Annotated in this window: 23 protein-coding genes; 17 read left to right on the top strand and 6 right to left on the bottom strand. The window is 70.7% G+C overall.

What is annotated here, in order from left to right; genetic code table 11:
• Nucleotides 1-12: 12 nt before the first annotated feature.
• On the bottom strand, nucleotides 13-1,122 hold the full coding sequence (gene serC, locus SM116_RS13680; protein ID WP_320941527.1) for a phosphoserine transaminase: 1,110 nt from the start codon (nucleotides 1,120-1,122) through the stop codon (nucleotides 13-15).
• Nucleotides 1,123-1,266: 144 nt separating this feature from the next.
• Between serC and SM116_RS13675 the strand changes: the two genes are divergently transcribed.
• The 3 genes from SM116_RS13675 (at nucleotide 1,267) to SM116_RS13665 (ending at nucleotide 3,909) form a co-directional block, all read left to right on the top strand.
• Nucleotides 1,267-1,968, top strand: a complete 702-nt coding sequence (locus SM116_RS13675) for an iron-dependent transcriptional repressor DtxR (RefSeq protein WP_320941526.1) — start codon at nucleotides 1,267-1,269, stop codon at nucleotides 1,966-1,968.
• 219 nt (nucleotides 1,969-2,187) lie between these two features.
• The gene (locus SM116_RS13670; RefSeq protein ID WP_320941525.1) at nucleotides 2,188-3,081 is read left to right on the top strand and encodes a M23 family metallopeptidase; all 894 of its coding nucleotides are present in this window, start codon (nucleotides 2,188-2,190) and stop codon (nucleotides 3,079-3,081) included.
• A gap of 330 nt (nucleotides 3,082-3,411) precedes the next feature.
• Nucleotides 3,412-3,909, top strand: coding sequence for an HNH endonuclease (locus tag SM116_RS13665; protein ID WP_320941524.1), 498 nt, complete (start codon nucleotides 3,412-3,414; stop codon nucleotides 3,907-3,909).
• 26 nt (nucleotides 3,910-3,935) lie between these two features.
• On the opposite strand, the gene SM116_RS13660 is transcribed toward SM116_RS13665, so the two are convergent.
• On the bottom strand, nucleotides 3,936-5,831 hold the full coding sequence (locus tag SM116_RS13660; protein WP_320941523.1) for an anthranilate synthase family protein: 1,896 nt from the start codon (nucleotides 5,829-5,831) through the stop codon (nucleotides 3,936-3,938).
• Between the two features lie 284 nt (nucleotides 5,832-6,115).
• Here SM116_RS13660 and ispG point away from each other — a divergent pair, with 284 nt between their 5' ends.
• Nucleotides 6,116-7,246, top strand: a complete 1,131-nt coding sequence (gene ispG, locus SM116_RS13655; protein WP_320944181.1) for a flavodoxin-dependent (E)-4-hydroxy-3-methylbut-2-enyl-diphosphate synthase — start codon at nucleotides 6,116-6,118, stop codon at nucleotides 7,244-7,246.
• The gene (locus tag SM116_RS13650; protein ID WP_320941522.1) at nucleotides 7,246-8,097 is read left to right on the top strand and encodes an alanyl-tRNA editing protein; all 852 of its coding nucleotides are present in this window, start codon (nucleotides 7,246-7,248) and stop codon (nucleotides 8,095-8,097) included. Before ispG ends, SM116_RS13650 begins: the two co-directional genes overlap by 1 nt.
• A 99-nt stretch (nucleotides 8,098-8,196) precedes the next feature.
• Here the strand turns inward: SM116_RS13650 and SM116_RS13645 are convergent, their stop codons facing one another.
• Nucleotides 8,197-8,832, bottom strand: coding sequence for a pyroglutamyl-peptidase I (locus tag SM116_RS13645; protein ID WP_320941521.1), 636 nt, complete (start codon nucleotides 8,830-8,832; stop codon nucleotides 8,197-8,199).
• Nucleotides 8,829-10,247 carry an RNB domain-containing ribonuclease gene (locus SM116_RS13640; protein ID WP_320941520.1) on the bottom strand — a complete coding sequence of 473 codons (1,419 nt, stop codon included), beginning with the start codon at nucleotides 10,245-10,247 and terminating at the stop codon, nucleotides 8,829-8,831. The genes SM116_RS13645 and SM116_RS13640 overlap by 4 nt, the downstream gene beginning before the upstream one ends.
• An 84-nt stretch (nucleotides 10,248-10,331) precedes the next feature.
• Here SM116_RS13640 and SM116_RS13635 point away from each other — a divergent pair, with 84 nt between their 5' ends.
• Genes SM116_RS13635 through SM116_RS13625 form a run of 3 tightly spaced genes read left to right on the top strand, consistent with a single transcriptional unit; the run spans nucleotide 10,332 to nucleotide 14,013 of the window.
• A complete protein-coding gene (locus SM116_RS13635) occupies nucleotides 10,332-11,105 on the top strand; it encodes an isocitrate lyase/PEP mutase family protein (protein WP_320941519.1) in 774 nt (257 codons plus the stop codon).
• Between the two features lie 43 nt (nucleotides 11,106-11,148).
• A complete protein-coding gene (locus SM116_RS13630; RefSeq protein ID WP_320941518.1) occupies nucleotides 11,149-12,903 on the top strand; it encodes a proline--tRNA ligase in 1,755 nt (584 codons plus the stop codon).
• 54 nt (nucleotides 12,904-12,957) lie between these two features.
• Nucleotides 12,958-14,013 (top strand): LOG family protein, encoded by a 1,056-nt coding sequence (locus tag SM116_RS13625; RefSeq protein ID WP_320941517.1) that lies wholly within the window; start codon nucleotides 12,958-12,960, stop codon nucleotides 14,011-14,013.
• 12 nt (nucleotides 14,014-14,025) lie between these two features.
• On the opposite strand, the gene SM116_RS13620 is transcribed toward SM116_RS13625, so the two are convergent.
• Nucleotides 14,026-15,612, bottom strand: a complete 1,587-nt coding sequence (locus SM116_RS13620; protein WP_320941516.1) for a S53 family peptidase — start codon at nucleotides 15,610-15,612, stop codon at nucleotides 14,026-14,028.
• Between the two features lie 182 nt (nucleotides 15,613-15,794).
• Between SM116_RS13620 and nusA the strand changes: the two genes are divergently transcribed.
• From nusA to SM116_RS13595, 5 genes are all read left to right on the top strand, one after another.
• The gene (gene nusA, locus SM116_RS13615; RefSeq protein WP_320941515.1) at nucleotides 15,795-16,784 is read left to right on the top strand and encodes a transcription termination factor NusA; all 990 of its coding nucleotides are present in this window, start codon (nucleotides 15,795-15,797) and stop codon (nucleotides 16,782-16,784) included.
• A 102-nt stretch (nucleotides 16,785-16,886) separates the two neighbouring features.
• Nucleotides 16,887-17,159, top strand: coding sequence for a YlxR family protein (locus SM116_RS13610; RefSeq protein ID WP_320941514.1), 273 nt, complete (start codon nucleotides 16,887-16,889; stop codon nucleotides 17,157-17,159).
• 79 nt (nucleotides 17,160-17,238) lie between these two features.
• Nucleotides 17,239-20,010: a translation initiation factor IF-2 gene (gene infB / locus SM116_RS13605; RefSeq protein WP_425563259.1), complete on the top strand. Its 2,772-nt coding sequence runs from the start codon at nucleotides 17,239-17,241 to the stop codon at nucleotides 20,008-20,010.
• A gap of 59 nt (nucleotides 20,011-20,069) precedes the next feature.
• Entirely contained in the window at nucleotides 20,070-20,501 is a 432-nt protein-coding gene (rbfA, locus tag SM116_RS13600) for a 30S ribosome-binding factor RbfA (protein WP_320941512.1), read from the top strand.
• A 61-nt stretch (nucleotides 20,502-20,562) separates the two neighbouring features.
• On the top strand, nucleotides 20,563-21,843 hold the full coding sequence (locus SM116_RS13595; protein WP_320941511.1) for a glycosyltransferase: 1,281 nt from the start codon (nucleotides 20,563-20,565) through the stop codon (nucleotides 21,841-21,843).
• 5 nt (nucleotides 21,844-21,848) lie between these two features.
• Here SM116_RS13595 and SM116_RS13590 read toward each other — a convergent pair whose 3' ends face one another.
• Nucleotides 21,849-22,709 carry an HhH-GPD family protein gene (locus SM116_RS13590; protein ID WP_320941510.1) on the bottom strand — a complete coding sequence of 287 codons (861 nt, stop codon included), beginning with the start codon at nucleotides 22,707-22,709 and terminating at the stop codon, nucleotides 21,849-21,851.
• Between the two features lie 329 nt (nucleotides 22,710-23,038).
• On the opposite strand from SM116_RS13590, the gene SM116_RS13585 reads away from it, so the two are divergent.
• The 4 genes from SM116_RS13585 to SM116_RS13570 all read left to right on the top strand — a co-directional run bounded on the left by SM116_RS13585 (nucleotide 23,039) and on the right by SM116_RS13570 (nucleotide 25,920).
• Nucleotides 23,039-23,848, top strand: coding sequence for an endonuclease domain-containing protein (locus SM116_RS13585; RefSeq protein ID WP_320941509.1), 810 nt, complete (start codon nucleotides 23,039-23,041; stop codon nucleotides 23,846-23,848).
• Between the two features lie 136 nt (nucleotides 23,849-23,984).
• Nucleotides 23,985-24,656 (top strand): nucleoside/nucleotide kinase family protein, encoded by a 672-nt coding sequence (locus SM116_RS13580; protein WP_320941508.1) that lies wholly within the window; start codon nucleotides 23,985-23,987, stop codon nucleotides 24,654-24,656.
• Complete coding sequence (truB, locus tag SM116_RS13575; RefSeq protein WP_320941507.1) at nucleotides 24,656-25,555, top strand: tRNA pseudouridine(55) synthase TruB; 900 nt, start codon at nucleotides 24,656-24,658, stop codon at nucleotides 25,553-25,555. Before SM116_RS13580 ends, truB begins: the two co-directional genes overlap by 1 nt.
• Complete coding sequence (locus SM116_RS13570; RefSeq protein ID WP_320941506.1) at nucleotides 25,552-25,920, top strand: hypothetical protein; 369 nt, start codon at nucleotides 25,552-25,554, stop codon at nucleotides 25,918-25,920. Before truB ends, SM116_RS13570 begins: the two co-directional genes overlap by 4 nt.
• The last annotated feature ends 15 nt before the right edge of the window (nucleotides 25,921-25,935 follow it).

Below are 25,935 nucleotides of genomic sequence, written 5' to 3'. Positions count from 1 at the left end.
CCGTGGATCCTGTCAGCGGTTGTCGAGCACGTAGTCCAGCGCGCGAAGCAGCTGCCGCACATCGTCCGGCTCGATCGAGACGAACGTCGCGATCCGAAGCTGGTTGCGGCCGAGCTTGCGGTACGGCTCGGTGTCGACGATGCCGTTCGCCCGCAGGATCTTGGCGATCGCGGCCGCATCGACGGTGTCATCGAAGTCGATGGTCGCGACGACGGGGGAGCGGTCGGCCGGGTCTGCGACGAAGGGCGTCGCGACGGGGGATGCCTCGGCCCAGTCGTAGATCGCCTGCGACGACTCGTGCGTGCGGGCATCAGCCCAGGCGAGCCCGCCGTTCCCGTTGATCCACTCGAGCTGGTCGTCGAGCAGGAGGAGCGTCGCGAGCGCCGGCGTGTTGAGCGTCTGGTTCAGCCGCGAGTTGTCGAGCGCGTTCTTGAGGCTCAGGAACTCCGGGATGTAGCGCCCCGACGCCGCGATGCGCTCGATGCGCTCGATCGCCGCCGGCGAGACGAGCGCGAACCACAGGCCGCCGTCGGAGCCGAGGTTCTTCTGCGGGGCGAAGTAGTAGGCATCCACCGCGGACGCGTCGAAGTCGATGCCGCCCGCTGCGCTCGTGCCGTCGATGACGGTGAGGGCGCCCGCATCCCCCTGCACTCGGACGATCGGCGAGGCGACGCCGGTCGACGTCTCGTTGTGCGGCCACGCGTACACGTCGACGCCTTCGACGGCCTCGGCGGACGCACGGGTGCCCGGCTCGGCCTTGCGCACATCCGGCGCCTCGAGCCACGGGGCCGCGGCCGCGGCCGCGAATTTGCCGCCGAACTCGCCCGAGACGAGGTTCTGCGCCCGGCTCTCGATCAGACCGAAGGCGGCGGCATCCCAGAAGGCGGTGGAGCCACCGTCTCCGAGGATGATCTCGTAGCCCTCGGGAGCACGGAAGAGCTCGGACAGGCGCGAACGGACGCTGCCGACGAGGTCCTTCACAGGCGGCTGCCGGTGCGAGGTGCCGAGGATCGCCGAGCGGCGCACCAGCGCCTCCAGCTGGGCGGGGCGGATCCTCGACGGGCCGCACCCGAAGCGTCCGTCGGCGGGCAGCAGGTCGAGGGGGATCTCCACGTCAGGCATGGCCCGAGTCTAAAGCGAGGGATGCCGGCCCCCTGTCCGCGTGACGCCTCGTGACGGGGGTCAGGCCCGCCGCCGGCGAGCCCCGGGCAGGGGCGCGTCGAATAGGCTGGGACCGCCTGTTCCGCGAGCGGAGGACCCCGCCCCATGACCGATCTCATCGACACCACCGAGATGTACCTGCGCACGATCCTCGAGCTCGAGGAGGAGAACATCGTGCCGCTGCGTGCGCGCATCTCGGAGCGCCTCGGACACTCGGGTCCGACGGTGTCGCAGACCGTCGGACGCATGGAGCGTGACGGTCTCGTGATCGTGTCCGACGACCGCACGTTGGAGCTCACGGCCGACGGTCGCCATAAGGCCGTCGACGTCATGCGCAAGCACCGGCTCGCGGAGCGGCTGCTGAGCGATGTCATCGGGCTCGACTGGGCCTACGTGCACGAAGAGGCGTGCCGCTGGGAGCACGTGATGAGCGAGCAGGTCGAGCTGCGCCTCATCGAACTGCTCGGTCACCCGACCGAGTCGCCGTACGGCAATCCGATCCCGGGACTCGAGCAGCTCGGCGACGACGTGCTGCCCTTCGACCGCACTGCCGTCGTCGGTCTCGTGCGACGACTCAACGAGGCGGGAGAGCCCATCCAGGGTGTCGTCCGGCGCCTCGCCGAGCCCGCCCAGGTCGATCCGGAGCTGCTGCAGCAGCTCAAATCGGCCGGTGTCGTGCCCGGAGCCCGCGGCGACTTCCGCTTCAGCGAAGGGTACGTGCTGGTCCAGATGGACGGGAACGGCGAGGCCCTCGAACTTCCGGTGGAGGTCGCGTCGCACATCTTCCTCGTGGATGACAGGAACTGAGCGCCGTTCACTCTTGGATCGTCTCGACCTCCGTGTCCAACGTGACATATTCGTTACCATCGGGTAGCGTGAGGGAGTCCACAGGCGAGAAGCCCGCCGTCGGACTCCGCACGGATTGCCTCTCCGGCTCGTCGTCTGTGCGGTTAAGCCTGCACCTCGTGCCCCGACACAACAGTGCTGACGAGCCAGCGCTCCGGCGCAGAGGCGCCGGAGGACAATTTGGCTGAGCACATCGAAGCGCCGTCGAACGAGAACGCAGACACGCAGACCGGTCTGACCCGAACCCGACGGACGGAGCGCGCGACAGCGCAACGTCCCACGAGTCGACCCCCGGCGCGACCGGCGCCCGTCGCGGCCGCGTCACGCAAGGGCAGGGCGCGCAAGCCGCTGAAGGCGATCGTCGTGCTCGCCATGGTCGGCGGACTCGTGGCCACGGTGGCGATCCCCGCCTTCGGCGCACTCACCCCGACGGCCAGCGCGAAGACACTCCAGCAGGTCGCCGCGGGAGACGCACAGACGCTGGTCGTCGCGTCCAACGCCACCGAGGCGTCGGTCCAGCGCGACACCTACACGGCGACGACTCCCGAGGAGCTCGCCAAGGCGAAGGCCGAGGCGGCCGCGGCCGCCCGTGCCAAGGCCAAGGCGGCTGCCCCTGCTTCGGCATCCAGGTCCAAGTTCAACTACGGGCTGGTGGCACCGGGCTCCGGGGCGGTCCGGTGGCCCCTCGCCCACGTCCAGAAGATCGGTGACGGGTATCTCGCCCGCGGCGGCGAGCACCAGGGCGTCGACCTGCTCGATCCGGCGGGCACCCCGATCTTCGCGGCCGCGGCCGGCGTCGTCCGCACCTCTGCCGACAGCGTCGGCGGGTACGGCGTCTGCATCTACATCGACTCGGTCATCAACGGCCAGCGCGTCACGACCGTCTACGGCCACATGATCTACGGCAGCCGCCTGGTCCAGGTCGGCCAGACGGTGGCGGCCGGCCAGCAGATCGGGGCCGTGGGCAGCACCGGCCGCTCGACCGCGAACCACCTCCACTTCGAGGTCCACCTCAACGGCGTCACGATCGACCCGCTCGCGTGGATCGTGGCCAACGCGGGCCCCGTTCCGTAAACCCGCACGTCGGCTCGACGGCTTCGTTCTTCGACACGCCACCTGATGTTTCCCCGGTTCCCGGGCCTCGTCAGGTGGCGTGTGCGTTAGCCTGAACCCGGAACGCTTGAGAGAGCGAGGGAGAGCCGATGGCCAGCACACCACGCATCCGCACCATGGATGCGCTCGGATTGCTCGTCCTCCGGCATTGCACGAGCGGAAGCCGCGGCATGTCCGCGGCGCCGAGGCGCTGTCTGTAGACAGCGCCTTTTTTCATGCCCTCACGCGCTCGACGGCGCTTCCACATCGAATACCGCGAAGCCGTCCCGGCCATTCGAGAGGAACAGAGGAATGCGCACACTGGTGCTGAATGCGGGCTACGAGCCGCTGGCGATCGTGTCGTTCAAGCGAGCCCTCGTGCTCGTCATGAACGACAAGGCGACGATCGTCGAGCGCATGGAGGAGGACCCCGTCTGGGGCACCCAGCGCTCCTACGACAGACCCGTCGTCATCCTTCTCACCCGCTATGTGCGGCTGCCCGGCGGTCGCCGCGTGCCGGTCACGCGACGCGGAGTCCTGCGCCGTGATTCCCACCGCTGCGCATACTGCGGCAAGGCCGCGGCGACGATCGACCACGTGCTGCCGCGCTCGCGCGGCGGCGCCGACTCCTGGGAGAACCTCGTCGCCTGCTGCCTGCGCTGCAACAACGTGAAGGGCGACAAGACGCCTCAGGAGATGGGGTGGGAGCTGCGGCTCATGCCGCGGCCCCCGCAGGGCGCGCACTGGACGGTGCGCGGCACCGAGCGCACCGACCCGCGCTGGGAGCCCTACCTCGCGCTGGCGGCCTAGCCTGCCCGGAAGATCTGCGGCGGAGGTCAGGCGAGGGCGTGCGCGACGAGGCGCTCGAGCGTGTCCATGCCGTCGCGGGACAGGATCGACTCGAGGTGCCCCTGTACCGACGCGAAGCGGTGTCCGCGCAGCGCGTACACATCCCCGGCTGCGTCGGCTGAGACCTCCGCATCGCCCACGCGGGTGGTGCCCGGTGCGACGCGCGCGGTGAACGTGTTGTAGAACCCGATGGATGCCGGAGTCCCGAAGACGTCGACCGTCTTCTGCAGCCCCTGGTGCGGCGCATCCAGGGGAGCCAGCTCGATGCCGAGCCGATCAGCCAGGATCTGATGGCTGAGGCACACCGCCAGCAGCGGCGCCTCCGCATCCCGTCGGTGCGCCACGACCTCCTGCATACGCCGGATGCGAGGGCTCGTGGTGTCGCGCGGGTCGCCCGGGCCGGGACCGCACACGACGAGGTCCGCCGCATCCAGCTGCTCGGCGGTGACCTGCGCCCACGGCGCGATCTCGACCTGGAGTCCGAGGTGGCGCAGCTGGTGGGCGAGCATCGTGGTGAACCGGTCCTCCGCATCGACCACGAGCGCCGTGCGGCCCGCGAAGGGGCCGGAGCCGTCCACGTCCTGAGGGTTGAGCCAGAATGCGGCGAGGCGCGCGTTGCGCGACGCGAGCAGGCGGGCGATGTCGGGGTCATCGGCCAGCGGCGCGGTTGGCGGAGCGGGGGCATCCTCGTCGATCGCGGCGGTGCGCGCCTCGCTCACCATGTCGCGCGGCACGGCGCCGATCGCTCCCAGCACCCCGGCCGCCTTGCCGTGCGTCTCGCCCACCTCGCCGTACGGGTCGGAGTGACGAACGAGCGTCGCGCCGACGGGCACGCGCAGGCGTCCGTCGACGAGATACGCGGTGCGGATGAGGATCGGCGCATCCAGATCGTGCGTCGGCTCGTCTGCGGCGAGCGTCACTCGCGGCGTGAACAGCGCCGCGACACCCGAGTAGTAGCCACGCGGGCTGGCCTCGTGACGGGCGATCACGGTGCAGGCGTTCTGCATCGGCGAGCCGGTGACGGTCGGGGCGAACATCGTCTCGCGGAGGATGTCGCGCGGGTCGAGCCTGCTGCGCCCGCGCAGCATGTACTCGGTGTGGGTGAGACGCGACATCTCCTTGAGGTGCGGACCGGTGATGCGGCCGCCGTCCGAGCAGACCGCGCTCATCATCTTCAGCTCCTCATCGACGACCATGAAGAGCTCCTCGGTCTCCTTGGTCGATTCCAGGAACTCCGTCAGCGTGGCGGCGGTGGCCCCGCCCGCGGGATGCCGGAACGTGCCGGAGATGGGGTTCATCGTGACGACGCCGTCGCGTGCGCTCACGTGCGCCTCGGGGCTGGCGCCCACCGCGACGTGGCCGGGGGTGACGACGGCGAACGTCCAGTAGGCGCCGCGCTCATGCGTGAGCAGCGCGCGGAACCAGGCGAGCGCGGCCAAGCGGGGATCGGCGTCGACCTCTGCCGTGAAGTCGCGGCGGATGACGAAGTTGGCGCCCTCGCCCTGGCCGATCTCGTCCGCGATGACGCGGCGGACGATCTGCGCGTACTCCTCGTCGGCGATGTCGAAGCCGGCATCGACGAGCGGGATGCGCTCGGTCGGCAGCTGTGCGAGAGCCTCGTCGCGCGGGATCCGCACGTGCTCGGAGACCACCAGGCAGCGCAGCGGTGCGCCGTCGTCGTGGCAGACGAACCCGCGCTCGCGCACCTGGCGGTACGGAACGAGTGCGAGCACCTCCCGCGCCGCGCCCGAGGTATCTTTTAGCGGGATGTCGGCCAGCAGCTCGACGTCGACGATGTCGCCGGTCAGCAGTTCGACGGAGTCCGGGTCACGGGCGATCAGGGCGAAGGGTGCGTCGCTCGCGACGAGGTGATGCAGATTCATCGGTTCTTCCGTCAGTGCTCGGATGCGGGGAGCGGCCGCCGAAACGACAAGACCGCCCGAGGGCGGTCTGTGTCAGGGAACGCGAACACACCGCCTAGGAGGCGGGCCACCAGGAACGGTTCGCGGTCATGCGGTCACGATATCAGACAGCGGATGCCGCCCCCCGGCGTGTGTCGGCGCCCCGGACGGGTGCGGCATCCGCGGTCGCCGAGCATCCACGTCTGTCAGGCCGTTGTCGGTGCCCGCGTCGTAGGCTGGACTCCGTGCCAGCAGTGAATCTCGGGATGCCCCGTGTGCCGGAAGTCCTCGCTCCCCGACGCAAGAGCCGTCAGATCAAGGTCGGAAAGGTGCTCGTCGGAGGCGATGCCCCCGTCAGCGTCCAGTCGATGACGACGACGCCCACGACGAACATCAATGCGACGCTCCAGCAGATCGCCGAGCTCACCGCATCCGGATGCGAGATCGTGCGCGTGGCGGTTCCGTCGCAGGATGACGCGGATGTGCTGCACATCATCGCCGCGAAGAGCCAGATCCCCGTGATCGCCGACATCCACTTCCAGCCCAAGTACGTCTTCCAGGCGATCGACGCGGGATGCGCAGGGGTGCGCGTGAACCCGGGCAACATCCGCCAGTTCGACGACAAGGTCGGAGAGATCGCGGCCGCGGCGAAGGCGGCCGGCGTCTCGCTGCGCATCGGCGTGAACGCCGGCTCGCTCGACCGGCGACTGCTCGAGAAGTACGGCAAGGCGACCCCCGAGGCGCTCTGCGAGAGCGCCGTCTGGGAGGCTTCGCTCTTCGAGGAGCACGACTTCCACGACTTCAAGATCTCCGTCAAGCACAACGACCCGATCGTCATGGTGAAGGCGTATCGGCTGCTCGCCGAACGCGGCGACTGGCCGCTGCATCTCGGGGTCACCGAGGCGGGCCCGGCCTTCCAGGGCACGATCAAGAGCGCGACCGCGTTCGGCATCCTCCTCGCCGAGGGCATCGGCGACACCATCCGCGTCTCGCTGTCCGCGCCGCCCGCCGAGGAGGTCAAGGTCGGCCACCAGATCCTGCAGTCGCTGAACCTCCGCGAGCGCAAGCTCGAGATCGTCTCGTGCCCCTCATGCGGGCGCGCGCAGGTCGACGTCTACTCCCTCGCCGATGCCGTGACCGAGGGCTTGAAGGACATGACCGTTCCGCTGCGCGTCGCCGTCATGGGATGCGTCGTCAACGGACCGGGCGAGGCCCGAGAGGCGGACCTCGGCGTCGCCTCGGGCAATGGCAAGGGGCAGATCTTCGTCAAGGGTCAGGTCATCAAGACCGTCCCGGAGGCCGAGATCGTCGCCACCCTCATCGAGGAGGCGAACCGCATCGCCGACGAGATGGGACCGGATGCCGCGACCGGCACCGCGCAGGTCGTGACCGCCTGATGGCGCCGACGGTCGTCACCTTCCCGTCCGGGGCGCTCACGGGGGAGGGAACCGTGGTCCGCGTGCACGACGACATCGTCGTGCTGGATGCGACGCCCTTCCACCCGGTCGACCACACCTGGCCGGATCAGCCGGGGGATGCCGGGGTCCTGCGTTCCGGCGACGAGTCGGTGCGCGTCTCCGAGGCCGTGATGGCCGCGCTCTCCGACGAGGGCGAGTTCGCCATCGGCGCCGACATCCCCGCCAAGCGCGGCGCCGAGGGCTGGACGTGGCTCGTCGGCCACCGGCTCTCCGGGCCGACTCCCGCGTGGCTCGCCGACGGCGCCGCGGTCGAGGCGGAGGTCGACGGCGTGACCCGTGCCGGCCTGAGCCGAGGCCACACCGCGTGCCACCTCGCATCCCTCGCCCTCGATGCGGCGCTCGCCGATCTCTGGCGGAAGGACCCCGGCAGCGACCCCCTGGGCAACCCCGACTTCGAGGGCCGCGCGAACCAGTCGAGCCGCATCCACCCCGACGGCAGTGTCGACGACTACCGGCTCGGCAAGAGCCTGCGCCGTGCCGGCTTCGACCCGGACGGCCTGGCCGCGACGCTCAGCGCCCGCCAGGAGCGCATCAACGCGCTGCTGGCCGCGTGGGTGGCGTCCGGGGGCGCGAGTCGCATCGACGTCGACGGGCCCACGATCGTCGACCGCCGCATGTGGCGCTGCGTCCTGCCGGAGGGCGAGGTGGGCTTCCTGTGCGGCGGCACGCACGTCGCCTCGCTGGCGGAGTTCGCATCGATCCGGGTCTCGCTCGACCTCTCCGACCCGCAGCTGCTCGTCATGACCACCACGGCGGCTCCCTCGATCTGAGCCCGCGAGACGGGTGGCGTGAGAGCGGTACCTCGAGCCCGGAGCGCTGACCAACGGGGTCGGGCTTCCCGAACTTCCGGATCGATCGGACGACGGCACTCAGCTGATCGTGCCGCCGGGGATCGCGGTGTCGACGGACACATCCAGACTCGTCCGGATCGCGACCTCGAGCGCGCGGACGATCGTCTCCAGCGGAAGCTCCGGCTCGCCGCCCGGGGCCTGACCGGCCGCCCACGGCACGTGGATGAAGCCCGCACGTCGGCCGTGCGCGTCCGCCCAGGCACCCGCGTGCACGAGCACGTGGTTGCACACGAAGCTCCCCGCGGAAAGCGACGTCTCGATCGGGATGCCGAGGGCCGACGCATCCCGCACGATCGCCTTCACAGGCAGCGAGGAGAAGACCGCTGGTGGACCGCCGGGCAGTGACCGCACGTCGACCGGCTGGTCGCCGTCGTTGTCCGCGATGCGGGCGTCGATCAGGTTCACGCCGACGCGTTCCACCGAGATGCGCGAGCGCCCGCCCGCCAGGCCCGTGCAGACGACGGTGTCGGGGTCGTGCTCGTCCAGCAGTTCGGCGAGCCTGGCAGCGGCGCCGGCGAAGGTCACGGGGAGCACCTCGACCACGAGCTGCTCGGGTCCGCGCCAGCGTGCGGCGACGTCGCGCACGGCATCGCCGGAGGGGTTCACAGCATCCGTCCCGAAGGGCTCGAAGCCGCAGAGCAGCACGGTCGTCATGAGTCGAAGGCCACCGTCCCGGTGACGATGTCCGCTGCCGCGCACGTCACGGTGATCGTCGTGCCCGCTGCGACATCGGGTGCGACACGGCACGACGCCGTCACGAGGGGATCTGTCAGCTGGATCCGCGCCTTTCCGTCGAACACCTCCAGGACGATCGCCGGGAACCGCTCGCCGACGCGGTGGCGCAGAAGCGCTGCCTCGACGCGGTTGATGGACCCGGATGACAGCTGGGAGGCCTTCTTCGTCGACTCGGCCATGAGGTCGGGGACGAGCGGCAGACTCGTCCGCGCCCAATCCGGCACCGCGCCGCCGCTCGAGGCCGCGGCGCACACGACGAGTCCCCAGCGGTCCACGAGCCGGCGCAGCGGAGCCGTGACGTGCGCGTACGGCGCCGCCACCGCGGCTTGGACGGAGCCGGCGGGCGGCTCGCCGTCGAACGTCGCGTACCCGGCACCCCGGAACAGGGAGACGGCCGCCTGCAGCGCGGCGAGCGCCCGCGGGTCGTTCCGATCCAGACCCCGGAGGTACTCGCCGTACGCCTGCCCCTCGCGCCAGGGCAGGCCCAGCGCGATCGTTCGCGTGCGGAAGGCGTCGATCGACTTCTCGTCGGGGGCGGGCATCGTGCGCAGGATCCCGACCTCGGCCTCGAGCATGAGGGATGCTGCGGCCATCCCGGTCATCAAGGAGAGCTGCGCGTTCCAGTCCTCGATCGGCAGCGTCCGCCGGCGTTCGATGCGGTAGTTGCCCGAGGCATCCCGCACGATCTCCTCGTCGGGGAGATTCAGGCTCGCCCCGCCCCGCAGCCGCTCCTGCTCGAGGCGGGCCATGCCGATCTCGCGAAGCAGAGCCGCCGGGCTGTCCTGGCCCGCATCCAGAGCCGCCTGGGTCGCGGGATAGTCGAGCTGCACGCGCGAGCGCACCCACGCCCGCTCGACGCGGTGCGACGTCTCGGCGCCGTCGCTGTCGAGCTCGAGCGTCCACACGAAGGCGGGCCGGTCCTCGCCGGGAAGGAGCGATGCCTTCCCCTCGCTGATGGCGACAGGATGCAGCGGCACGGTGCCGTCCGCCGCATACAGGGTCTGACCGCGGCGGCGGGCCTCGGCATCCATCGCCCCGCCGGACTGCACGAAGCCCGGCACGTCCGCGATCGCGTACCGCACGCGCCACCCGGATGCCGTGCGATCGAGCTGGAACGCCTGGTCCAGATCGCGCGAGCCGGCCGGGTCGAGCGTCGCGAACGGGATGTCGCGGAGGTCGAGCTGCGGTGCGTCCGCGGTCGCGGCCAGCGCCTCCGCGAGCACGTCCGGCGGGAAGTCGTCGGGGATCCCGAGCGAGACGCGCAGCGCGGCCAGCGACGCGGCGAGCGATCCTTGCGCGGTGGATGCGGTCAGATGCGCGCGACGAGTGGGCACCCAGCCACACTATGCGCCGAGCCCGACGATGCGCCGAGCCCGACGATGCGCCGAGCCTGACACGGGGATCGATAGCGTGGGTCCATGAGCTCCCTCGCTGAGAAGGCGCAGACCCTCGCCGGGCTGTACGCCGCGCCGCAGATCCTCCGTGTCGTCAACATCTGGGATGTCGTGTCCGCCCGGGCCGTCGCCGCCCTTCCCGAGACGACCGCCATCGCCACGGCGGGCCACTCCATCGCGTCGAGCTTCGGGTACGCCGACGGCGCGATCCCCCGCGATGTGATGCTGGACATGGTGGGGCGCATCGCGGCGGCCGTCGATCTGCCGGTGACCGCCGACCTCGACGACGGGTACGACGACGCGGGGGAGACCACGCGGCGTGCCATCGGCGTCGGAGTCGTGGGCGCCAACGTCGAGGACCGCCTGCGCCCGCTCGCCGAGTCGGTCGCGAACGTGGAGGCCATCGTGCGCGCCGGCGAGGCCGAGGGAGTCCCCTTCGTGCTGAACGCCCGCACCGACGCCTTCGTGCGGGCGCGCGACCGGGCCATCGAGGAGTCGATCGCCGACGCCATCGAGCGCGGTCGTGCCTTCCTCGACGCCGGCGCGACCTGCGTCTTCGTCCCCGGCATCTTCGACGCCGAGCTCACGCAGCGGCTCGTCGAGGGCATCGGCCGCGGAAAGATGAGCGTCATCGGCCTCCCGGGCGCGCTGACGTCGACGCAGTACGAGGAGCTCGGCGTCGCCCGCATCTCCTACGGTCCGCTGCCGCAGCGCGTTGCCCTGACCGCGCTCCAGGACGTCGCCGCCGGACTGTACGCCGGCGGCATCATCCCCGAGGGCACGCGCGCCCTGAACTGATCGTCGTCGGGACGGTGACCGCGCATCAATAGACTTGGTGCTCGTGGTCACCCGTCTCTCGAAGTTCTTCCTCCGCACGCTCCGTGAAGACCCCGCCGACGCCGAGGTCACGAGCCACAGGCTGCTCGTGCGCGCCGGCTACATCCGCCGCCAGGCGCCGGGCATCTTCGCGTGGCTGCCGCTGGGGCTGCGGGTGAAGGCACGCCTCGAGAAGGTCATCCGCGAGGAGATGGATGCCGCGGGCGCCCAGGAGGTGCACTTCCCGGCCCTGATGCCCCGCGACCCGTACGAGGCGACCGGCCGCTGGGACGAGTACGGCGACGGCATCTTCCGCCTCAAGGACCGCAAGGATGCCGACTACCTCCTCGCCCCGACCCACGAGGAGGCGTTCACGCTGCTCGTGAAGGACCTGTACTCGTCGTACAAGGACCTGCCGCTGACGATCTACCAGATCCAGGACAAGTACCGCGACGAGGCTCGTCCCCGCGCCGGTCTCCTGCGCGGCCGCGAGTTCACGATGAAGGACGCCTACTCGTTCGACCATACGGACGGCGGCCTGGATGCGTCGTACATGGCGCAGCGCGATGCGTACGAGCGCATCTTCCAGCGACTCGGGCTCGAGTACGTCATCGTGCAGGCGGATGCGGGCGCCATGGGCGGCTCGCGCAGCGAGGAGTTCCTGCACCCGACGGCGGTCGGCGAGGACACCTTCGTGCGCTCGCCCGGCGGCTACGCCGCCAACGTCGAGGCGTTCGAGACCGTCGTGCCCGACGCGATCCCGTTCGACGGCCTGCCGGCCCCGGTGGTCTACGACTCGCCGAACACGCCGACGATCGAGACCCTCGTCGCTCACTCGAACGCCGTCCTGGACGGCGAGTACACCGCGGCGGACACCCTCAAGAACGTGGTACTCGCGCTCACGCACCTCGACGGCACCCGCGAGGTCGTCGTCGTGGGACTTCCCGGCGATCGCGATGTCGACGACAAGCGGGTCGAGGTGGCCTTCGCGCCTGCCGAGGTCGAGGCCGCGAACGACGCCGACTTCGAGAAGCACCCGCTGCTCGTCAAGGGCTACATCGGACCCTGGTCGGAAACCGGCCCGATCCTCGGCGAGGAGTCGGCGACCGGCATCCGGTACTTCCTCGACCCGCGGGTCGTCGATGGCACGAGCTGGATCACGGGCGCGAACATCGACCAGAAGCACGTGCACTCGCTCGTCGCAGGCCGCGACTTCACGGCCGACGGATTCGTCGAGGTGGCAACCGTGCGCGAGGGCGACCCGGCACCGGACGGCTCCGGCCCGGTGACCCTCGCCCGCGGGATGGAGATCGGCCACGTCTTCCAGCTCGGTCGCAAGTACGCCGACGCGCTCGGACTCAAGGTGCTCGACGAGAACGGCAAGCTCGTCACCGTCACGATGGGCTCGTACGGCATCGGCGTGACGCGCATCCTCGCGATCATCGCGGAGCTGAACAACGACGAGAAGGGTCTGGTCTGGCCGGACGCCGTCGCGCCGTTCGACGTGCACGTCATCGCGACGGGCAAGGACCCGGTGGCCTTCGAGCTCGCCGAGTCCCTGTCCGCCCAGCTCGAGCACAGCGGCCTCGACGTGCTGTACGACGACCGCGCCAAGGTCTCGCCCGGCGTGAAGTTCGCCGACGCCGAACTCATCGGTGTGCCGCGGATCGTGATCGTGGGCCGTGGCGCGGCCGACGGCCAGGTGGAGCTGTGGGACCGCCGCAGCGGCGAGCGCGATGTCGTTCCGGTCCACGACGCACTCCACGCCCTGCGGCCCTGAGCCGCGTCACCATCCGTTCACCCCGCTCAGCGGGAATGGTGCAAGGGTGGCTTCATGAGCGACATCGACCCGCTGCGCGCACGCCTCGACGAGCTGATGGATGCCGAGGGCATCACCGTGAACCGCAGCCTGGTGCGCCGCATCCTGGCGACCGGCCTGGAACTCGGTCGTGACGGAACCGAGCGGCTCGACCTGAAGATCACAGCCGCCGCCGTGGAGGAGATGCGCAGCGCGTTCCGGCTCTTCGCGCCGTATGACGGAGCCTCGAAGGTCACGGTCTTCGGCTCGGCGCGCACCAAGGACCACGACCCGCTCTACGCGCAGGCCGAGCAGGTGGCGGCCTCGCTCGCGCGACTCGGGTGGATGGTCGTGACCGGCGCGGGGCCCGGGATCATGCAGGCGGCCGCGGAGGGAGCGGGTCCCGAGCTGTCGATCGGCGTATCGATCCGGCTGCCGTTCGAGGAGAAGCCCAGCGCCATCGTCGCGGCCGACCCCAACCACGTGACGATGAAGTACTTCTTCACCCGCAAGCTCATGCTGATGAAGGAGTCGCGTGGCTTCGTGAGCCTACCGGGCGGCTTCGGCACTCTCGACGAGACCTTCGAGCTGCTCACCCTGCAGCAGACGGGCAAGGCGGAACCGGTGCCGATCGTCCTGCTCGACCGCCCCGGTGGAACCTACTGGGACGGGCTCCGGCTCTTCATCCACGACGAGCTCGTCCCCGCTGGACTCATCGCGCGCGATGACCTCGACCGGGTCCTCATCACGGATTCGGTCGAGGCGGCCGCAGCCGAGATCACGGGCTTCTGGCGGAACTACGACTCCCTGCGCTGGGTCGGGACGACCCTCGTGCTGCGGCTGAAGGCTGAGCCGACGGATGCCGAGATCGGCACGCTCGACGCGCGCTTCCACGACCTCGTCGCCTCGGGCTCGATCCACCGCACGGCGCCGCTGCCGCCCGAGGTCCAAGACGACGATCGGCTCGAGCTGCCCCGCATCGCCCTCACCCTCGACCAGCGTCGCGTCGGCGACCTCTTCCGGCTGATCGGCGCGATCAACGCGCTGGAGTCGTCGGTGCGCGTCACGTCGTCGGGATCGGCACCCACCTGAGCCTGCAGCGGGTCACCCGCTCAGGTGCGTCAGGAGTGCGGTGCCGATGGGGGAGCCGAGGCCCGTGCAGGCGTCCCAGCCCGCCTTGGCGGAGTATGCGCCGTTGTTGCCGGAGGTGATGTCGCGGAAGCCGGCCGCGGTGACGGAGGCCGTCGCACCGGCGTAGAGCTTCGGCTGCACGAGGCCGAGCGGAGTCCCGGTGGCCTCGACGAGCCGTGCGACGAGTGCGGCCCACAGCGGAGACACCGCGCTCGTACCGCCGATCACGACGTCCGCTCCATCGACGCGCACCTTGTAGCCCGTCTGCGGATCGGCGTCACCGGCGACATCGGGGACTCCCCGACCCGCCGAGCCGTCGGGAGCTGCCGGCACGCCGACGGGCTTCTGCCACGACGGCAGCGGGAACGCGTCGCTGACGCCGCCGCCCGTGGCACCCCGGCCGGTGCCGTTGTTCCACACGGTCTCGGACGCGATCGTGCCCCCGGATCCGTGCAGCGTCGTGCCGCCGCACCCGAGCGCATGAGGGCTGGATGCGGGGAAGTCCACGTGCGGCGACCCGTCATTGACGTTGTCGTTGCTGCCGTCGTCGCCGGAGGCGGCGGTCACCGTCACGCCGAGGGCGGCGGCATCCACGAACGCCGCGTCCATCGCGGTGCGCGCCTGTGCGGTCCACGCGTCCTCGCTCTGTCCCCAGCTGATGCTGATGGCATCGGGGGTCGGGGTCGCGTGCGCGGCCGCCGTGACCGCATCGAGGAATCCGGCATCGGTGTTCGGGGCGAAGTAGACGATGATGTGCGCTGCGGGGGCGAGCGCTCCGACGATCTCGATGTCGAGCAGCACCTCGCCGTCCGCGCCGTTCGGGTCCTGGCCCGGCTGGTTCGTCGCGCCGTCGATGCCGACGGCGGTCACGGTGGGGGTGGGGTGGATGCCGAGACCCGAGAAATAGGCGTCGAGGTCCGACGGGGCGAATCCGCCGCCGAGCTCGATGATCGCCACCGTGCGCCCGGAGCCGTCGGTGCCGGGCGGGAACCGGTACATCGCGCCGACCTGCACGGGTGTGTAGCTGACGGCGGCCGCCGCCTCGGGTAACACCCGGAAGTGGGTGCGCGCCTGCGGGCGGTCATCGAGCCCGAGCACGGCGGTCACCCGCTCGTGCAGGTCATCCGGGACTCGGAGAGGACCGGTGCGCTGCCGGAAGCTGTTGCCGCTGTCGTCGGCGACGTGGAGAGCAGTGCCGAACAGTCGCTGCAGCGCGCTCACGGTTCCGCGGATCCGCATGAGCCGCTCTCCGAGATCAACGCTGACGACGGTCGCACCCGCATCGCGCACGGCGGCTGCAACGGCATCGGCGTCCGCGCGGTCCGCGCCGTACTTCTCCACGAACTCCGCTCGCGGGATCGGGTGCTCGAGCGCCGACTCGGGCACTTCGGCCTTGCGCCGCAGCACGAGCGTGGCCTCGATCTCGGCGTCGGGGTGGACCGGGCCGGCTACCGTCGCGCCGGAGACCGGTTCGCGCTCGCTGCCGGGGAGGATGTGGGTGCTGCCGCGGTCGTCGCGGGTCGCGCCCGCGTCGTCGTCTGGGATGTCGCCTGGGGTCATGCTTCCGGGGTACACCCTGGCACCGACACGCGAAAGGGACTGGACGTGGGCCGATGACCCCGTCTATGAGCGGCGCACTGTCTCCGGGCACCGCTCTCAGCGCCGTCGGGGATCGCATCCGGTAATCTCGTAAGGATGCCGCGCGCCACCGCGCCCGGCGAGAGCTGAATAGGGAGGCCCTGATGGATATCGATCTCGCACTTCTCCGGACGATCGAGCGCGAGAAGGAGATCCCCTTCGACGAACTCGTGCGCATCATCGAGCAGGCCATCCTGACGGCGTACGCGAAGAACTCGTCGGCGGTCGGCGAGCTTCCCGATGGCGCCCGCGCGCACCTCGACCGCAAGACCGGTCATGTTGCGATCTTCCTCCCCCTCACCGACGACGAGGGCGCCGTGATCGGCGAGGAGGAGGAGACGCCCGACGACTTCGGCCGCATCGCCGCCTTCGCGGCCAAGCAGGTCATCAGCCAGCGCCTGCGCGACATCGCCGACGACGCCGTGCTCGGCGAGTTCCGCGGCAAGGAGGGCGACATCGTCGCCGGCGTCGTCCAGCAGGGGCCGAACCCGCGCATGGTGCACGTCGACCTCGGGACGGTCGAGGCCATCCTGCCTCCCGAAGAGCAGGTGCCGGGTGAGGACTACGCGCACGGGTCCCGCATCCGCGTCTACGTGACCTCGGTCGCCAAGGGCACCAAGGGCCCGGCGATCACCGTGTCGCGCACGCACCCGGGTCTGGTCCGCAAGCTCTTCGCCCTCGAAGTGCCGGAGATCGCCAACGGCCTGGTCGAGATCGTCTCGCTCGCCCGCGAGGCCGGCCACCGCACGAAGATCGCGGTGAAGGCGAACGACCCGTCGATCAACGCCAAGGGCGCGTGCATCGGGGAGCTGGGCCGGCGCGTGCGCTCGGTCACCGAGGAACTCAGCGGAGAGAAGATCGACATCGTCGACTACGACCCCGAGCTGGCGAAGTTCGTCGCGAACGCCCTGTCCCCCGCGAAGGTCACGTCGGCGTTCGTGCTGGACGCATCCACCAAGGCGGTCCGGGCGCTCGTCCCCGACTACCAGCTCTCGCTCGCCATCGGCAAGGAGGGGCAGAACGCCCGCCTGGCCGCGAAGCTCACCGGCGCCAAGATCGACATCCAGCCGGACAGCGTGCTCGAGGACAACTGACGGCGCAGTCGACCTCCAGCCGGGGGCAGTCGAAGGGGGTCCGGGGCATGGCGCCCCGGTGGTAGTCGAAGGGGGTCCGGGGCATATCGCTCCGGTGGTAACATGGATGCTGTACGGACGTGCGTCGGCTGTCGCACGCGTGCTCCCCGATCCTCACTCCTGCGCGTTGTGCAGGTCGACGGCGTGCTCGTCCCCGACGAGCGGGCTGTCCTCCCGGGACGGGGCGCATGGGTGCACGAGTCGGTGCCGTGCGTGGATGCCGCACTCCGGCGCCGCGCGTTCGTACGAGCCTTGCGTGTGTCGGGTCCCCTCGACACGCAGACCATCGAGAAACGGCTGAATGGCTATGGACACAAAGTGAACGGCTCGAAATGAGACCCGTCCGCGACTAATGGTCTGCCCTGTCCGGGGTAGACCCCCAGACAGGAGAACTGTGGCAAACGCAAAACCGCGCGTGCACGAGATCGCTTCCGAATACGGCGTCGACAGCAAGGTCGCGCTCGCGAAGCTGAAGGAACTCGGCGAATTCGTCAAGGGTCCCTCGTCGACGATCGAGCCGCCTGTGGCTCGCAAGCTCCGCGCCGCCCTTGACACCGAGAACGCGGCCAAGCCGGCTGCGGCTCAGACCGCGTCCCCCGCACGGGGGAGCGCACCCCGGCCCGGCCCGGCCGCCCCGAAGGCGCCCGCCCCCAAGGCTCCGGCCCCGAAGGCTCCGGCGCCCGCAGCGCCGCGCTCCGAGGCCCCCGCCGCTCCGGCTCCGGCCCCCGCCGCCGAGGCGGCGCCCGCGGCATCCGCCGCGGGCTCCGCTCCCGCCGCGCCCGCGGCCTCGGGCGGTCGCCCCGGCCCGAAGCCCGGCCCCGCAGCACCCGCCCCGCAGGCCGCCGCGCGCCCGGGTGGCACGCCGCGTCCCGGCAACAACCCCTTCGCCTCGTCGCAGGGCATGGGCCAGCGTCCCGCCGGCCCGCGTCCCGGCAACAACCCCTTCGCGTCCGCGCAGGGCATGGGCCAGCGGCCGACGCCCGGCAACATCCCGCGTCCGCAGGCTCCGCGCCCCGGCGCCCCGCGCCCCGGCGCCCCGCGTCCGGGCGGCGCAGGTCGTCCCGGCGGCGGCGGTCGTCCCGGTGCTCCGTTCCAGCAGCGTCCCGGCGGTCCGGGTCGTCCCGGCGGTGCCGGCGGCGGCTTCCAGCGCCCCGGTGCAGGTGCCGGCACGGGTGCGCCCGGCGGATTCGCCAACCGGCCCGGCGGCGCAGGCGGCCGTGGCCGTGGCCCCGGCGGTGGCACCGCGGGTGCCTTCGGCAAGGGCGGCGGCAAGTCGAGGCAGCGCAAGTCGCGTCGCGCGAAGCGGCAGGAATTCGAGATGCGGTCGGCGCCGGTCGTCGGTGGCGTCAACGTCCAGAAGGGCAACGGCGAGATCATCCGCATGCGTCGCGGCGCATCCATCGCGGACTTCGCCGACAAGCTCGAGGCTCTGCGCGGCTATACCGTGCAGCCCGGCACGCTCGTGACGATCCTCTTCAACCTCGGTGAGATGGCGACGGCGACGGAGTCGCTCGACGAGGCCACCTTCGAGGTCCTGGGCGCCGAGCTCGGATACAAGATCCAGATGGTCTCGCCTGAGGACGAGGACAAAGAGCTCCTCGAGGGCTTCGGTCTCGACCTCGAGGCCGAGCTGGAGGCGGAGAACGAGGAGGACCTCGAGATCCGTCCGCCGGTGGTCACCGTCATGGGTCACGTCGACCACGGCAAGACGCGTCTTCTCGACGCCATCCGTCAGACGAACGTGGTCGCGGGCGAGGCCGGCGGCATCACCCAGCACATCGGTGCCTACCAGGTGTGGACCGAGCACGACGGCATCGAGCGCGCCATCACCTTCATCGACACCCCGGGTCACGAGGCGTTCACCGCCATGCGCGCCCGTGGTGCGCAGGTCACCGACATCGCGATCCTCGTGGTCGCGGCCGACGACGGCATCATGCCGCAGACGGTGGAGGCCCTGAACCACGCCCAGGCGGCCGGCGTGCCGATCGTGGTCGCGGTGAACAAGGTCGACAAGCCCGAGGCGAACCCGGCCAAGGTGCGTCAGCAGCTGACCGAGTACGGTCTGGTGGCCGAGGAGTACGGCGGCGACGTGATGTTCGTCGACGTCTCGGCGCGCCAGGGGACCGGCATCCAGGAGCTCCTCGACGCGGTCCTGCTGACTGCGGATGCGGGCCTGGACCTCACGGCCAACCCGAACAAGGACGCCCGCGGTGTCGCGATCGAGGCCAAGCTCGACAAGGGCCGCGGTTCTGTCGCCACGGTGCTGATCCAGTCCGGAACGCTGCGCGTCGGCGACGCGATCGTCGCGGGCACGGCCTACGGCCGCGTGCGCGCCATGATCGACGAGAACGGCGACGCGGTGGAGGAGGCGTACCCGTCTCGTCCGGTCCAGGTGCAGGGTCTGAACTCGGTGCCGCGCGCGGGCGACACGTTCATCGTCACCGACGAGGACCGCACCGCCCGCCAGATCGCCGAGAAGCGCGAGGCCGCGGAGCGCAACGCGCAGCTGGCCAAGGCTCGCAAGCGCATCTCGCTCGAGGACTTCACCCGCGCTCTCGAAGAGGGCAAGGTCGAGTCGCTCAACCTCATCATCAAGGGCGACGTGTCCGGTGCCGTCGAGGCGCTGGAGGAGTCGCTGCTCAAGATCGAGGTCGACGACTCGGTGCAGCTGCGCATCATCCACCGTGGTGTCGGCGCGATCACCGAGTCGGACGTGAACCTGGCGACGATCGACAACGCGATCGTGCTCGGCTTCAACGTGCGTCCCGACACGAAGGCGCGCGAGCGCGCCTCTCGCGAGGGTGTCGACATCCGGTTCTACTCGGTCATCTACAACGCGATCGACGACGTCGAGCAGTCGCTGAAGGGCCTGCTCAAGCCGGAGTTCGAAGAGGTCCAGTCGGGTGTGGCCGAGATCCGCGAGGTGTTCCGCTCCTCGAAGTTCGGCAACATCGCCGGTGTCATCGTCCGCTCGGGCACGATCACGCGCAACGCGAAGGCGCGCGTCATCCGCGACGGCGTGGTCATCGCCGACGGCCTGGCCATCGAGTCGCTGCGCCGCTTCAAGGACGACGTCACCGAGGTGCGCACCGACTTCGAAGCCGGTATCGGCCTCGGCAAGTACAACGACATCCAGGTGGGCGACGAGATCGAGACCACCGAGATGGTGGAGAAGCCGCGCGGCTGATCGCGTTTCGTGCGAGGGGCGTCCTGCGGACGTCCCTCGCACGCGAGAAGGAGATACCCATGTCCAGCGAACGGCAGGCCCGTATGGCCGACCGTATCCGCGTGCTCATCGCGGAGCGCCTCGAGAAGGGGCTGCGCGACCCGCGCCTCGGATTCGTGACCATCACGGACGTCCGCGTGACCGGCGACCTGCAGCACGCGTCGGTGTTCTACACCGTGCTCGGCTCGGAGGAGGAGCGCATCGCCTCGGGCGAGGCGCTGAAGTCCGCGACCGGGCTGCTGCGCAGCGAGGTCGGCCGCCAGCTCGGTGTCCGCCTCACCCCGACCCTCGAGTTCATCCCCGACGCGCTGCCCGACAATGTCGGACACATCGAGGACCTGCTGCGCGAGGCCCGCGAGCGTGACGCGCAGGTCGCCGGCATCGCCGCATCCGCGGCGTTCGCGGGCGATGCCGACCCCTACGTCAAGCCGCGCGAGTACGACGAGGAGTAGTCGTATCACAGCCGCCGTGGGCGTGCTCTGACATCCGGAGCACGTTTCACAGGAGGTTCTGATGCTGTCTGTCCTCGTCACGGCGACTGTCGCCGATGGCCACACCGCGCCCATGCTGGCCGTCGCCGCGCACCTCGTGCGATCCGGTCATCGCGTGCGCTTCCTCTCCGGGGAGCGATTCGCGGATGCCGTCCGCCGCACCGGAGCGGAATACCTGCCCTGGCCTGCCGACGCGTTCGTCGATCACCTCGACAACGCGGACACGCGCGAGCGGGCCGGGGGAGTGCGTGGCGTCGCACGGGGCGTCGAGGAGATCTTCATCGCGCCCGGACGCGGCCAGTACCGTGCGATCCAGGCGGCGATCGCCGAGGTGCCGACGGACGTGATCGTCACCGAGTCGACCGTCGTCGGTGCCGCCGCGCTGGCCCTCGACCCGCGGTCGCACATTCCGGTCGTGGCGTGCGGCGTCCTGCCGCTCGGGCTCTCCAGCGTCGATGCGGCGCCGTTCGGGCTCGGCATCCCTCCGCGCTCTGATGCCCTCGGGCGCGTCCGCAACCGCGCCCTCAACGCGCTCGTGCGCCACGTGGTGCTGCGGCGCCCGCAGAAGCTCGCCGAGGAGCTCGTGCGGGATCTGACCGGCGGCTCGCTCGACGTCTACTTCAACGACTGGGGCGTTCGTGCGGATGCCTTCGCGCAGCTCACGGTGCCCGGGTTCGAGTATCCGCGCAGCGACCTCGCGCCGAACGTGCGGTTCGTCGGGCCGGTCCTCGGCGCTTCGTCCCGCCGTGCCGACCTGCCTGCCTGGTGGGCGGATCTGGACGGCCGCACCGTCGTGCACGTCGCGCAGGGCACGGTCGCGAACACCGACCTGGGGGAGCTCCTCGTGCCGACCATGCGCGCTCTGGCCGACCGCGACGTGATCGTCGTGGCAGCGACCGGTGGCGCCCCGGTCGCGTCGCTCGGCGACCTGCCCGCCAACGCCCGGGTGGCGGAATTCATCCCCTACGACACCCTCATGCCGCGCGTCGACGTGTTCGTGTCGAACGGCGGCTACGGCGGCCTGCACCACGCGCTCGCGCACGGGGTGCCGATGGTCGTCGCCGGTGACACCGAGGACAAGATGGAGACGACCAGAAGGGTCGAATGGTCGGGTGCGGGCATCAACCTGCACACGGCGCGACCGACGGAGGGGGCGATCGCGGATGCGGTGGACCGCGTGCTCCATGACGCATCCTTCCGCGATCGGGCCGGGGAGCTGCGCGCCGAGATCGCCGCGGCACCGGGTCTGGAGGGGCTCGAGGAGCTCATCCGCGGAGTCGTGCACGAGGCTGCGCGCGTCTAGCGGCATCACCCGGGAAGGCGCAGCATCCCGTCGGCCGCCTCGGCGAGCCCGTCGGCGATGAGCGAGTCGATCGCGCGATCGCGCTGCCGCGTGTCGGGCCACTCGGCGATCACGTCGGCGAGGGGGAGGGGCGACGCATCCCGCAGCGCCTTCATCACGGCGCCGCGCGCCTGCCGGTCGCTGCCCTCGTACTTCGCCTGAGTGCGGCGCGCGTCGCCCGTGTCCGGGTAGTCGGCGAGACGCCACGCGCACAGCCGGGCGATCGGGCAGATCGCGCAGCGGGGGGTGCGGGCGGTGCAGACGACCGCGCCGAGCTCCATGGTCGCGGCGTTGACGACCGCCGCCTCGGCGTCATCCTCAGGCAGGATCGCCGCCATCGCGGCGAGGTCTCCCTTCGAGGGCGGGCCCGGCTGAGCGGCACCGTCGATCGCCCGCGCGAGCACGCGTCGCGTGTTCGTGTCGACGACGGGATGCCGGTCCCCGTACGCGAAGACGGCCACCGCGCGCGAGGTGTAGTCGCCGATGCCGGTGAGGGCGAGCAGGGCGTCGACGTCCCGGGGCACTTCGCCGTCGTGCCGGTCGCGGATCTCGGTGGCGGCGCGGTGCAGCCACAGCGCGCGCCGCGGGTACCCGAGGTTCGCCCACTGCCGCACGGCCTCCGCGGGCGGCTCGTCGGCGAGATCGGCGGGGCGCGGCCAGCGCTCGAGCCACGCCTCGAGGTGCGGGATGACGCGGTTCACCGGCGTCTGCTGGAGCATGAACTCGCTCACGAGCGTGCCCCACGGGCTGAAGCCCGGCCGGCGCCACGGCAGGTCGCGCGCATTCTCGCGATACCAGGCGATGAGCGGCGTCGCGAGGTCGGGCATGCCGACCAGCCTAAGACGACGGCATCCCGCGCCGGGCCTGGCCAACCCGCCGCCGCGGGCGGTGATCCGGCGGAAATAGGGCGTATCGGCGCGAAAGGCCCGATTATCGCCGGATTGCAGACGGGGTGGTCGAGGACTCCTCCCGGCGAGGCTTCCCGTCGCGAGTACCCACTGGTCGGTGGATGCTGCCGCGCGAGGTTGCACCGCACGACGACAGTGGGCGGATGACGACGAAGAGTTCACGCGAACACGCTTATCGAAGGGTGCGCGCACGCACGGTCCGCCGCCGAGAGGCCGTTGCTGATGCCGTTCGCGCATCCGGTGGGATCATGCGGGCACGCTCGCTCAGGACAGCCGGACATTCCCCGCACTATCAGGCGCTCGCCGTCGAGGCGGGCGAGTTGAAGCGCGTAGGCCACGGGTGGCTCGCCGTCCCTGACATCGACCCGCAGCTTGAGGCAGCCGCGGAGGACGGCGTGGTTCTGACGTGCATAACGGAAGCTCGAAGGCTCGGCCTGTGGATACTCCAGAGCGACGGCAAGGTCCATGTGGGCACGACGTCGCACGGACGCGCCCCGGCCGGGTCGCCGCGACACCACGTGCACTGGTCGAGACCGGTGGTGCCGCGGCATCCCGACGCCCTCGTCGACCCGATCGAGAATGTGCTGGCGCTGGTGGCATACTGCCTGCCCCATGACGAGGCACTCGCCATCTGGGAGTCGGCCCTGAACAAGGGGCTTGTCAGCGCAGAGGTCCTCCGTGGATTGTCATTTGGCCCGGCCGCACGGGGACTGCGCGACGAGTGCACGCCGTGGTCCGACTCCGGGCTCGAGTCGTTCGTGACGCCGCGACTGAGATTCCTTCGGCTACGGATCGTTCCGCAGGTGTGGATCGCTGATCATCGAGTCGACTTCCTCATCGGGGATCGACTCGTCCTGCAGATCGACGGCGCCACCCATGCCGGCGAACAGCGGGATGTCGACAACTATCACGACGCGCTTCTCAAGCTCATGGGATATCACGTCATCCGCGTGGGGTACCACCAGGTCGTCGATCGGTGGCACGAGGTGCAGGACCTGCTCATGCGGGCGGTCGCTCAAGGTCTGCACCACGATCGGGGTCGGGGCGGATCACACTGACTCGACGGTGATCCGGCGGATATCGGGTGTTTCGGCCGAGGCGGTCCGACATCCGCCGAATCACCGGCTTCCCGGCGAAAAGGGACACTCCCCACCCGCACAGACCCGGCCCGACTGCAAACCCTAGGCTGGATGCATGCGCCTGCCCACCACGCCCGTCACCACGCTGCAGCGGGCTCTGCGCGACGAGGTGCGCCGCTGGTTCCCGGCGGGGCGCGTCATCGTCGGCGTAGACGGCATCGACGGCTCAGGCAAGACGATGTTCGCGGACAGCCTCGCGCACGTGTTCGGCGAGGACGGCTCGACGGTGTTCCGCGCGAGCATGGACGACTTCCACCGTCCGCGCGTCGAGCGCTATGCGATGGGGCGCCGCAGCCCGGAGGGCTTCTACCGCGACTCGTACGACGAGGCGACGCTCCGACGCGTGCTGATCGACCCGTTCCGGGATGCGCACACCGCCGGGACGACCGGCTTCCAGCTCGCCGCGTTCGACCTGGGGCGGGATGCGCCGGTGGAGGCGCGGTGGGTGACCGCTCCGCAGGACGCCGTGCTCATCGTCGACGGCATCTTCCTGCAGCGGCCGTCCCTCGCCGACATCTGGGACAGGGTCGTCTGGCTCGAGGTTCCGTGGCAGACGGCCTACGCGCGCATGGCCGGCCGCGACGGCACAGACCCGGATCCGGATGCGCCGTCCAACGCGCGCTGGCGCGGCGGCCAGCAGCTCTACCTCGACGAGGTGCATCCGCGGGAGGCGGCATCCTTCGTCATCGACAACTCCGATCTCGCGCATCCCAGGCGGGTCGCCTGATGGGCGGGATCGTGCTCGTCGACAAGCCGGGGGGAGTGACGTCGCACGACGTCGTCGCCCGCGCGCGACGCGCCCTCGGCACCCGCAAGATCGGGCACGCGGGCACGCTCGACCCCATGGCGACGGGGCTGCTGATCCTCGGCGTCGACGAGGCGACCCGCCTGCTGACCTACATCGTCGGACTCGACAAGACCTACGAGGCGACGATCCGGCTCGGGGTCGCGACGGACTCCGACGACGCAGACGGCGCCATCACCGCGACGACGGATGCCGCGCACCTGACCTCCGCCGCGATCGCCGCTGCGATCACCCCGCTGACCGGCCGCATTTCGCAGGTGCCGAGCACGGTCTCCGCCATCAAGGTGGGCGGCCGCCGGGCCTACGACCTCGCCCGCGCGGGCGAGGAGGTCGAGCTCAAGGCGCGAGATGTCACCGTGTCGCGGTTCGACGTCGTGCGCGAGCGCACCACGACCGCCTCGCCGACCGGCGGAGCAGTCGTCGACCTCGACGTCGTGGTCGACTGCTCGAGCGGCACGTACATCCGGGCGCTGGCCCGCGACCTCGGCGCCTCGCTCGGCGTCGGCGGGCACCTCACCGCGCTGCGCCGCACGCGCATCGGACCGTTCGATGTGGCGGACGCCGCATCCGTCGACGCGATCGCCGAGGCCCCGCTGCGCACGCCCGCCGCCGTCGCAGGGTCCGTGCTCGGCCGGCTCGAGGTGACGGCCGACGAGGCCCGCGACTTGAGGCACGGCAAGCGCCTCGCGGGCGCGGCCGACCGCATCCCCGGCGGCACCGCCGCCGCGATCGACCCGCATGGCGCGCTCGTCGGGATCGTCGAGAGGCGCGGAGCGGACCTCAAGAGCGCCATGAACATGCCCGAGGAGCAGACCCGATGATCCTGTGGTTCACCTACATCCTGGTGGCCATCGCCGCCCTCGGCGGGCTTCTGTGCGTCGTGCTGGGACTCGCCGGACGCCGCCCGAGCGACCTCACGGTCGGCATCCTGGGCCTGCTCGAACTGGGCCTCATCGCACAGGTCGTGATCTCGATCATCGCGCCGTTCGCCGGCAACCCGCCCACCGGGAGCCTCCTCGAGTTCTGGGTCTACCTCGTCACAGCCGTGCTGATCCCGCCCGCTGCCGTCGTGTGGGCGCTTCTCGAGCGGAGCCGGTGGAGCACGGTGATCATGGGCATCGCCGCGCTCGCGGTGGCCGTCATGGTGTGGCGCATGCAGGTCATCTGGACCGTGCAGGGCTCCTGAGCGGGCGGTCGTCCG

The organism is Microbacterium rhizosphaerae (genome assembly GCF_034120055.1).
GTDB lineage: Bacteria > Actinomycetota > Actinomycetes > Actinomycetales > Microbacteriaceae > Microbacterium > Microbacterium rhizosphaerae.
Note: the sequence above shows the minus strand (reverse complement) of the source record. Positions and strands in the feature narration are given on the sequence as shown.

Coding starts and splice junctions, on each gene's coding strand:
- serC (WP_320941527.1), bottom strand. CDS start 1,122: ATGCCTGACGTGGAGATCCCCCTCGACCTGCTGCCCGCCGACGGACGC.
- SM116_RS13675 (WP_320941526.1), top strand. CDS start 1,267: ATGACCGATCTCATCGACACCACCGAGATGTACCTGCGCACGATCCTC.
- SM116_RS13665 (WP_320941524.1), top strand. CDS start 3,412: ATGCGCACACTGGTGCTGAATGCGGGCTACGAGCCGCTGGCGATCGTG.
- SM116_RS13660 (WP_320941523.1), bottom strand. CDS start 5,831: ATGAATCTGCATCACCTCGTCGCGAGCGACGCACCCTTCGCCCTGATC.
- ispG (WP_320944181.1), top strand. CDS start 6,116: ATGCCCCGTGTGCCGGAAGTCCTCGCTCCCCGACGCAAGAGCCGTCAG.
- SM116_RS13650 (WP_320941522.1), top strand. CDS start 7,246: ATGGCGCCGACGGTCGTCACCTTCCCGTCCGGGGCGCTCACGGGGGAG.
- SM116_RS13645 (WP_320941521.1), bottom strand. CDS start 8,832: ATGACGACCGTGCTGCTCTGCGGCTTCGAGCCCTTCGGGACGGATGCT.
- SM116_RS13635 (WP_320941519.1), top strand. CDS start 10,332: ATGAGCTCCCTCGCTGAGAAGGCGCAGACCCTCGCCGGGCTGTACGCC.
- SM116_RS13625 (WP_320941517.1), top strand. CDS start 12,958: ATGAGCGACATCGACCCGCTGCGCGCACGCCTCGACGAGCTGATGGAT.
- SM116_RS13620 (WP_320941516.1), bottom strand. CDS start 15,612: ATGACCCCAGGCGACATCCCAGACGACGACGCGGGCGCGACCCGCGAC.
- nusA (WP_320941515.1), top strand. CDS start 15,795: ATGGATATCGATCTCGCACTTCTCCGGACGATCGAGCGCGAGAAGGAG.
- SM116_RS13610 (WP_320941514.1), top strand. CDS start 16,887: ATGGATGCTGTACGGACGTGCGTCGGCTGTCGCACGCGTGCTCCCCGA.
- rbfA (WP_320941512.1), top strand. CDS start 20,070: ATGTCCAGCGAACGGCAGGCCCGTATGGCCGACCGTATCCGCGTGCTC.
- SM116_RS13595 (WP_320941511.1), top strand. CDS start 20,563: ATGCTGTCTGTCCTCGTCACGGCGACTGTCGCCGATGGCCACACCGCG.
- SM116_RS13590 (WP_320941510.1), bottom strand. CDS start 22,709: ATGCCCGACCTCGCGACGCCGCTCATCGCCTGGTATCGCGAGAATGCG.
- SM116_RS13585 (WP_320941509.1), top strand. CDS start 23,039: ATGCGGGCACGCTCGCTCAGGACAGCCGGACATTCCCCGCACTATCAG.
- SM116_RS13580 (WP_320941508.1), top strand. CDS start 23,985: ATGCGCCTGCCCACCACGCCCGTCACCACGCTGCAGCGGGCTCTGCGC.
- truB (WP_320941507.1), top strand. CDS start 24,656: ATGGGCGGGATCGTGCTCGTCGACAAGCCGGGGGGAGTGACGTCGCAC.
- SM116_RS13570 (WP_320941506.1), top strand. CDS start 25,552: ATGATCCTGTGGTTCACCTACATCCTGGTGGCCATCGCCGCCCTCGGC.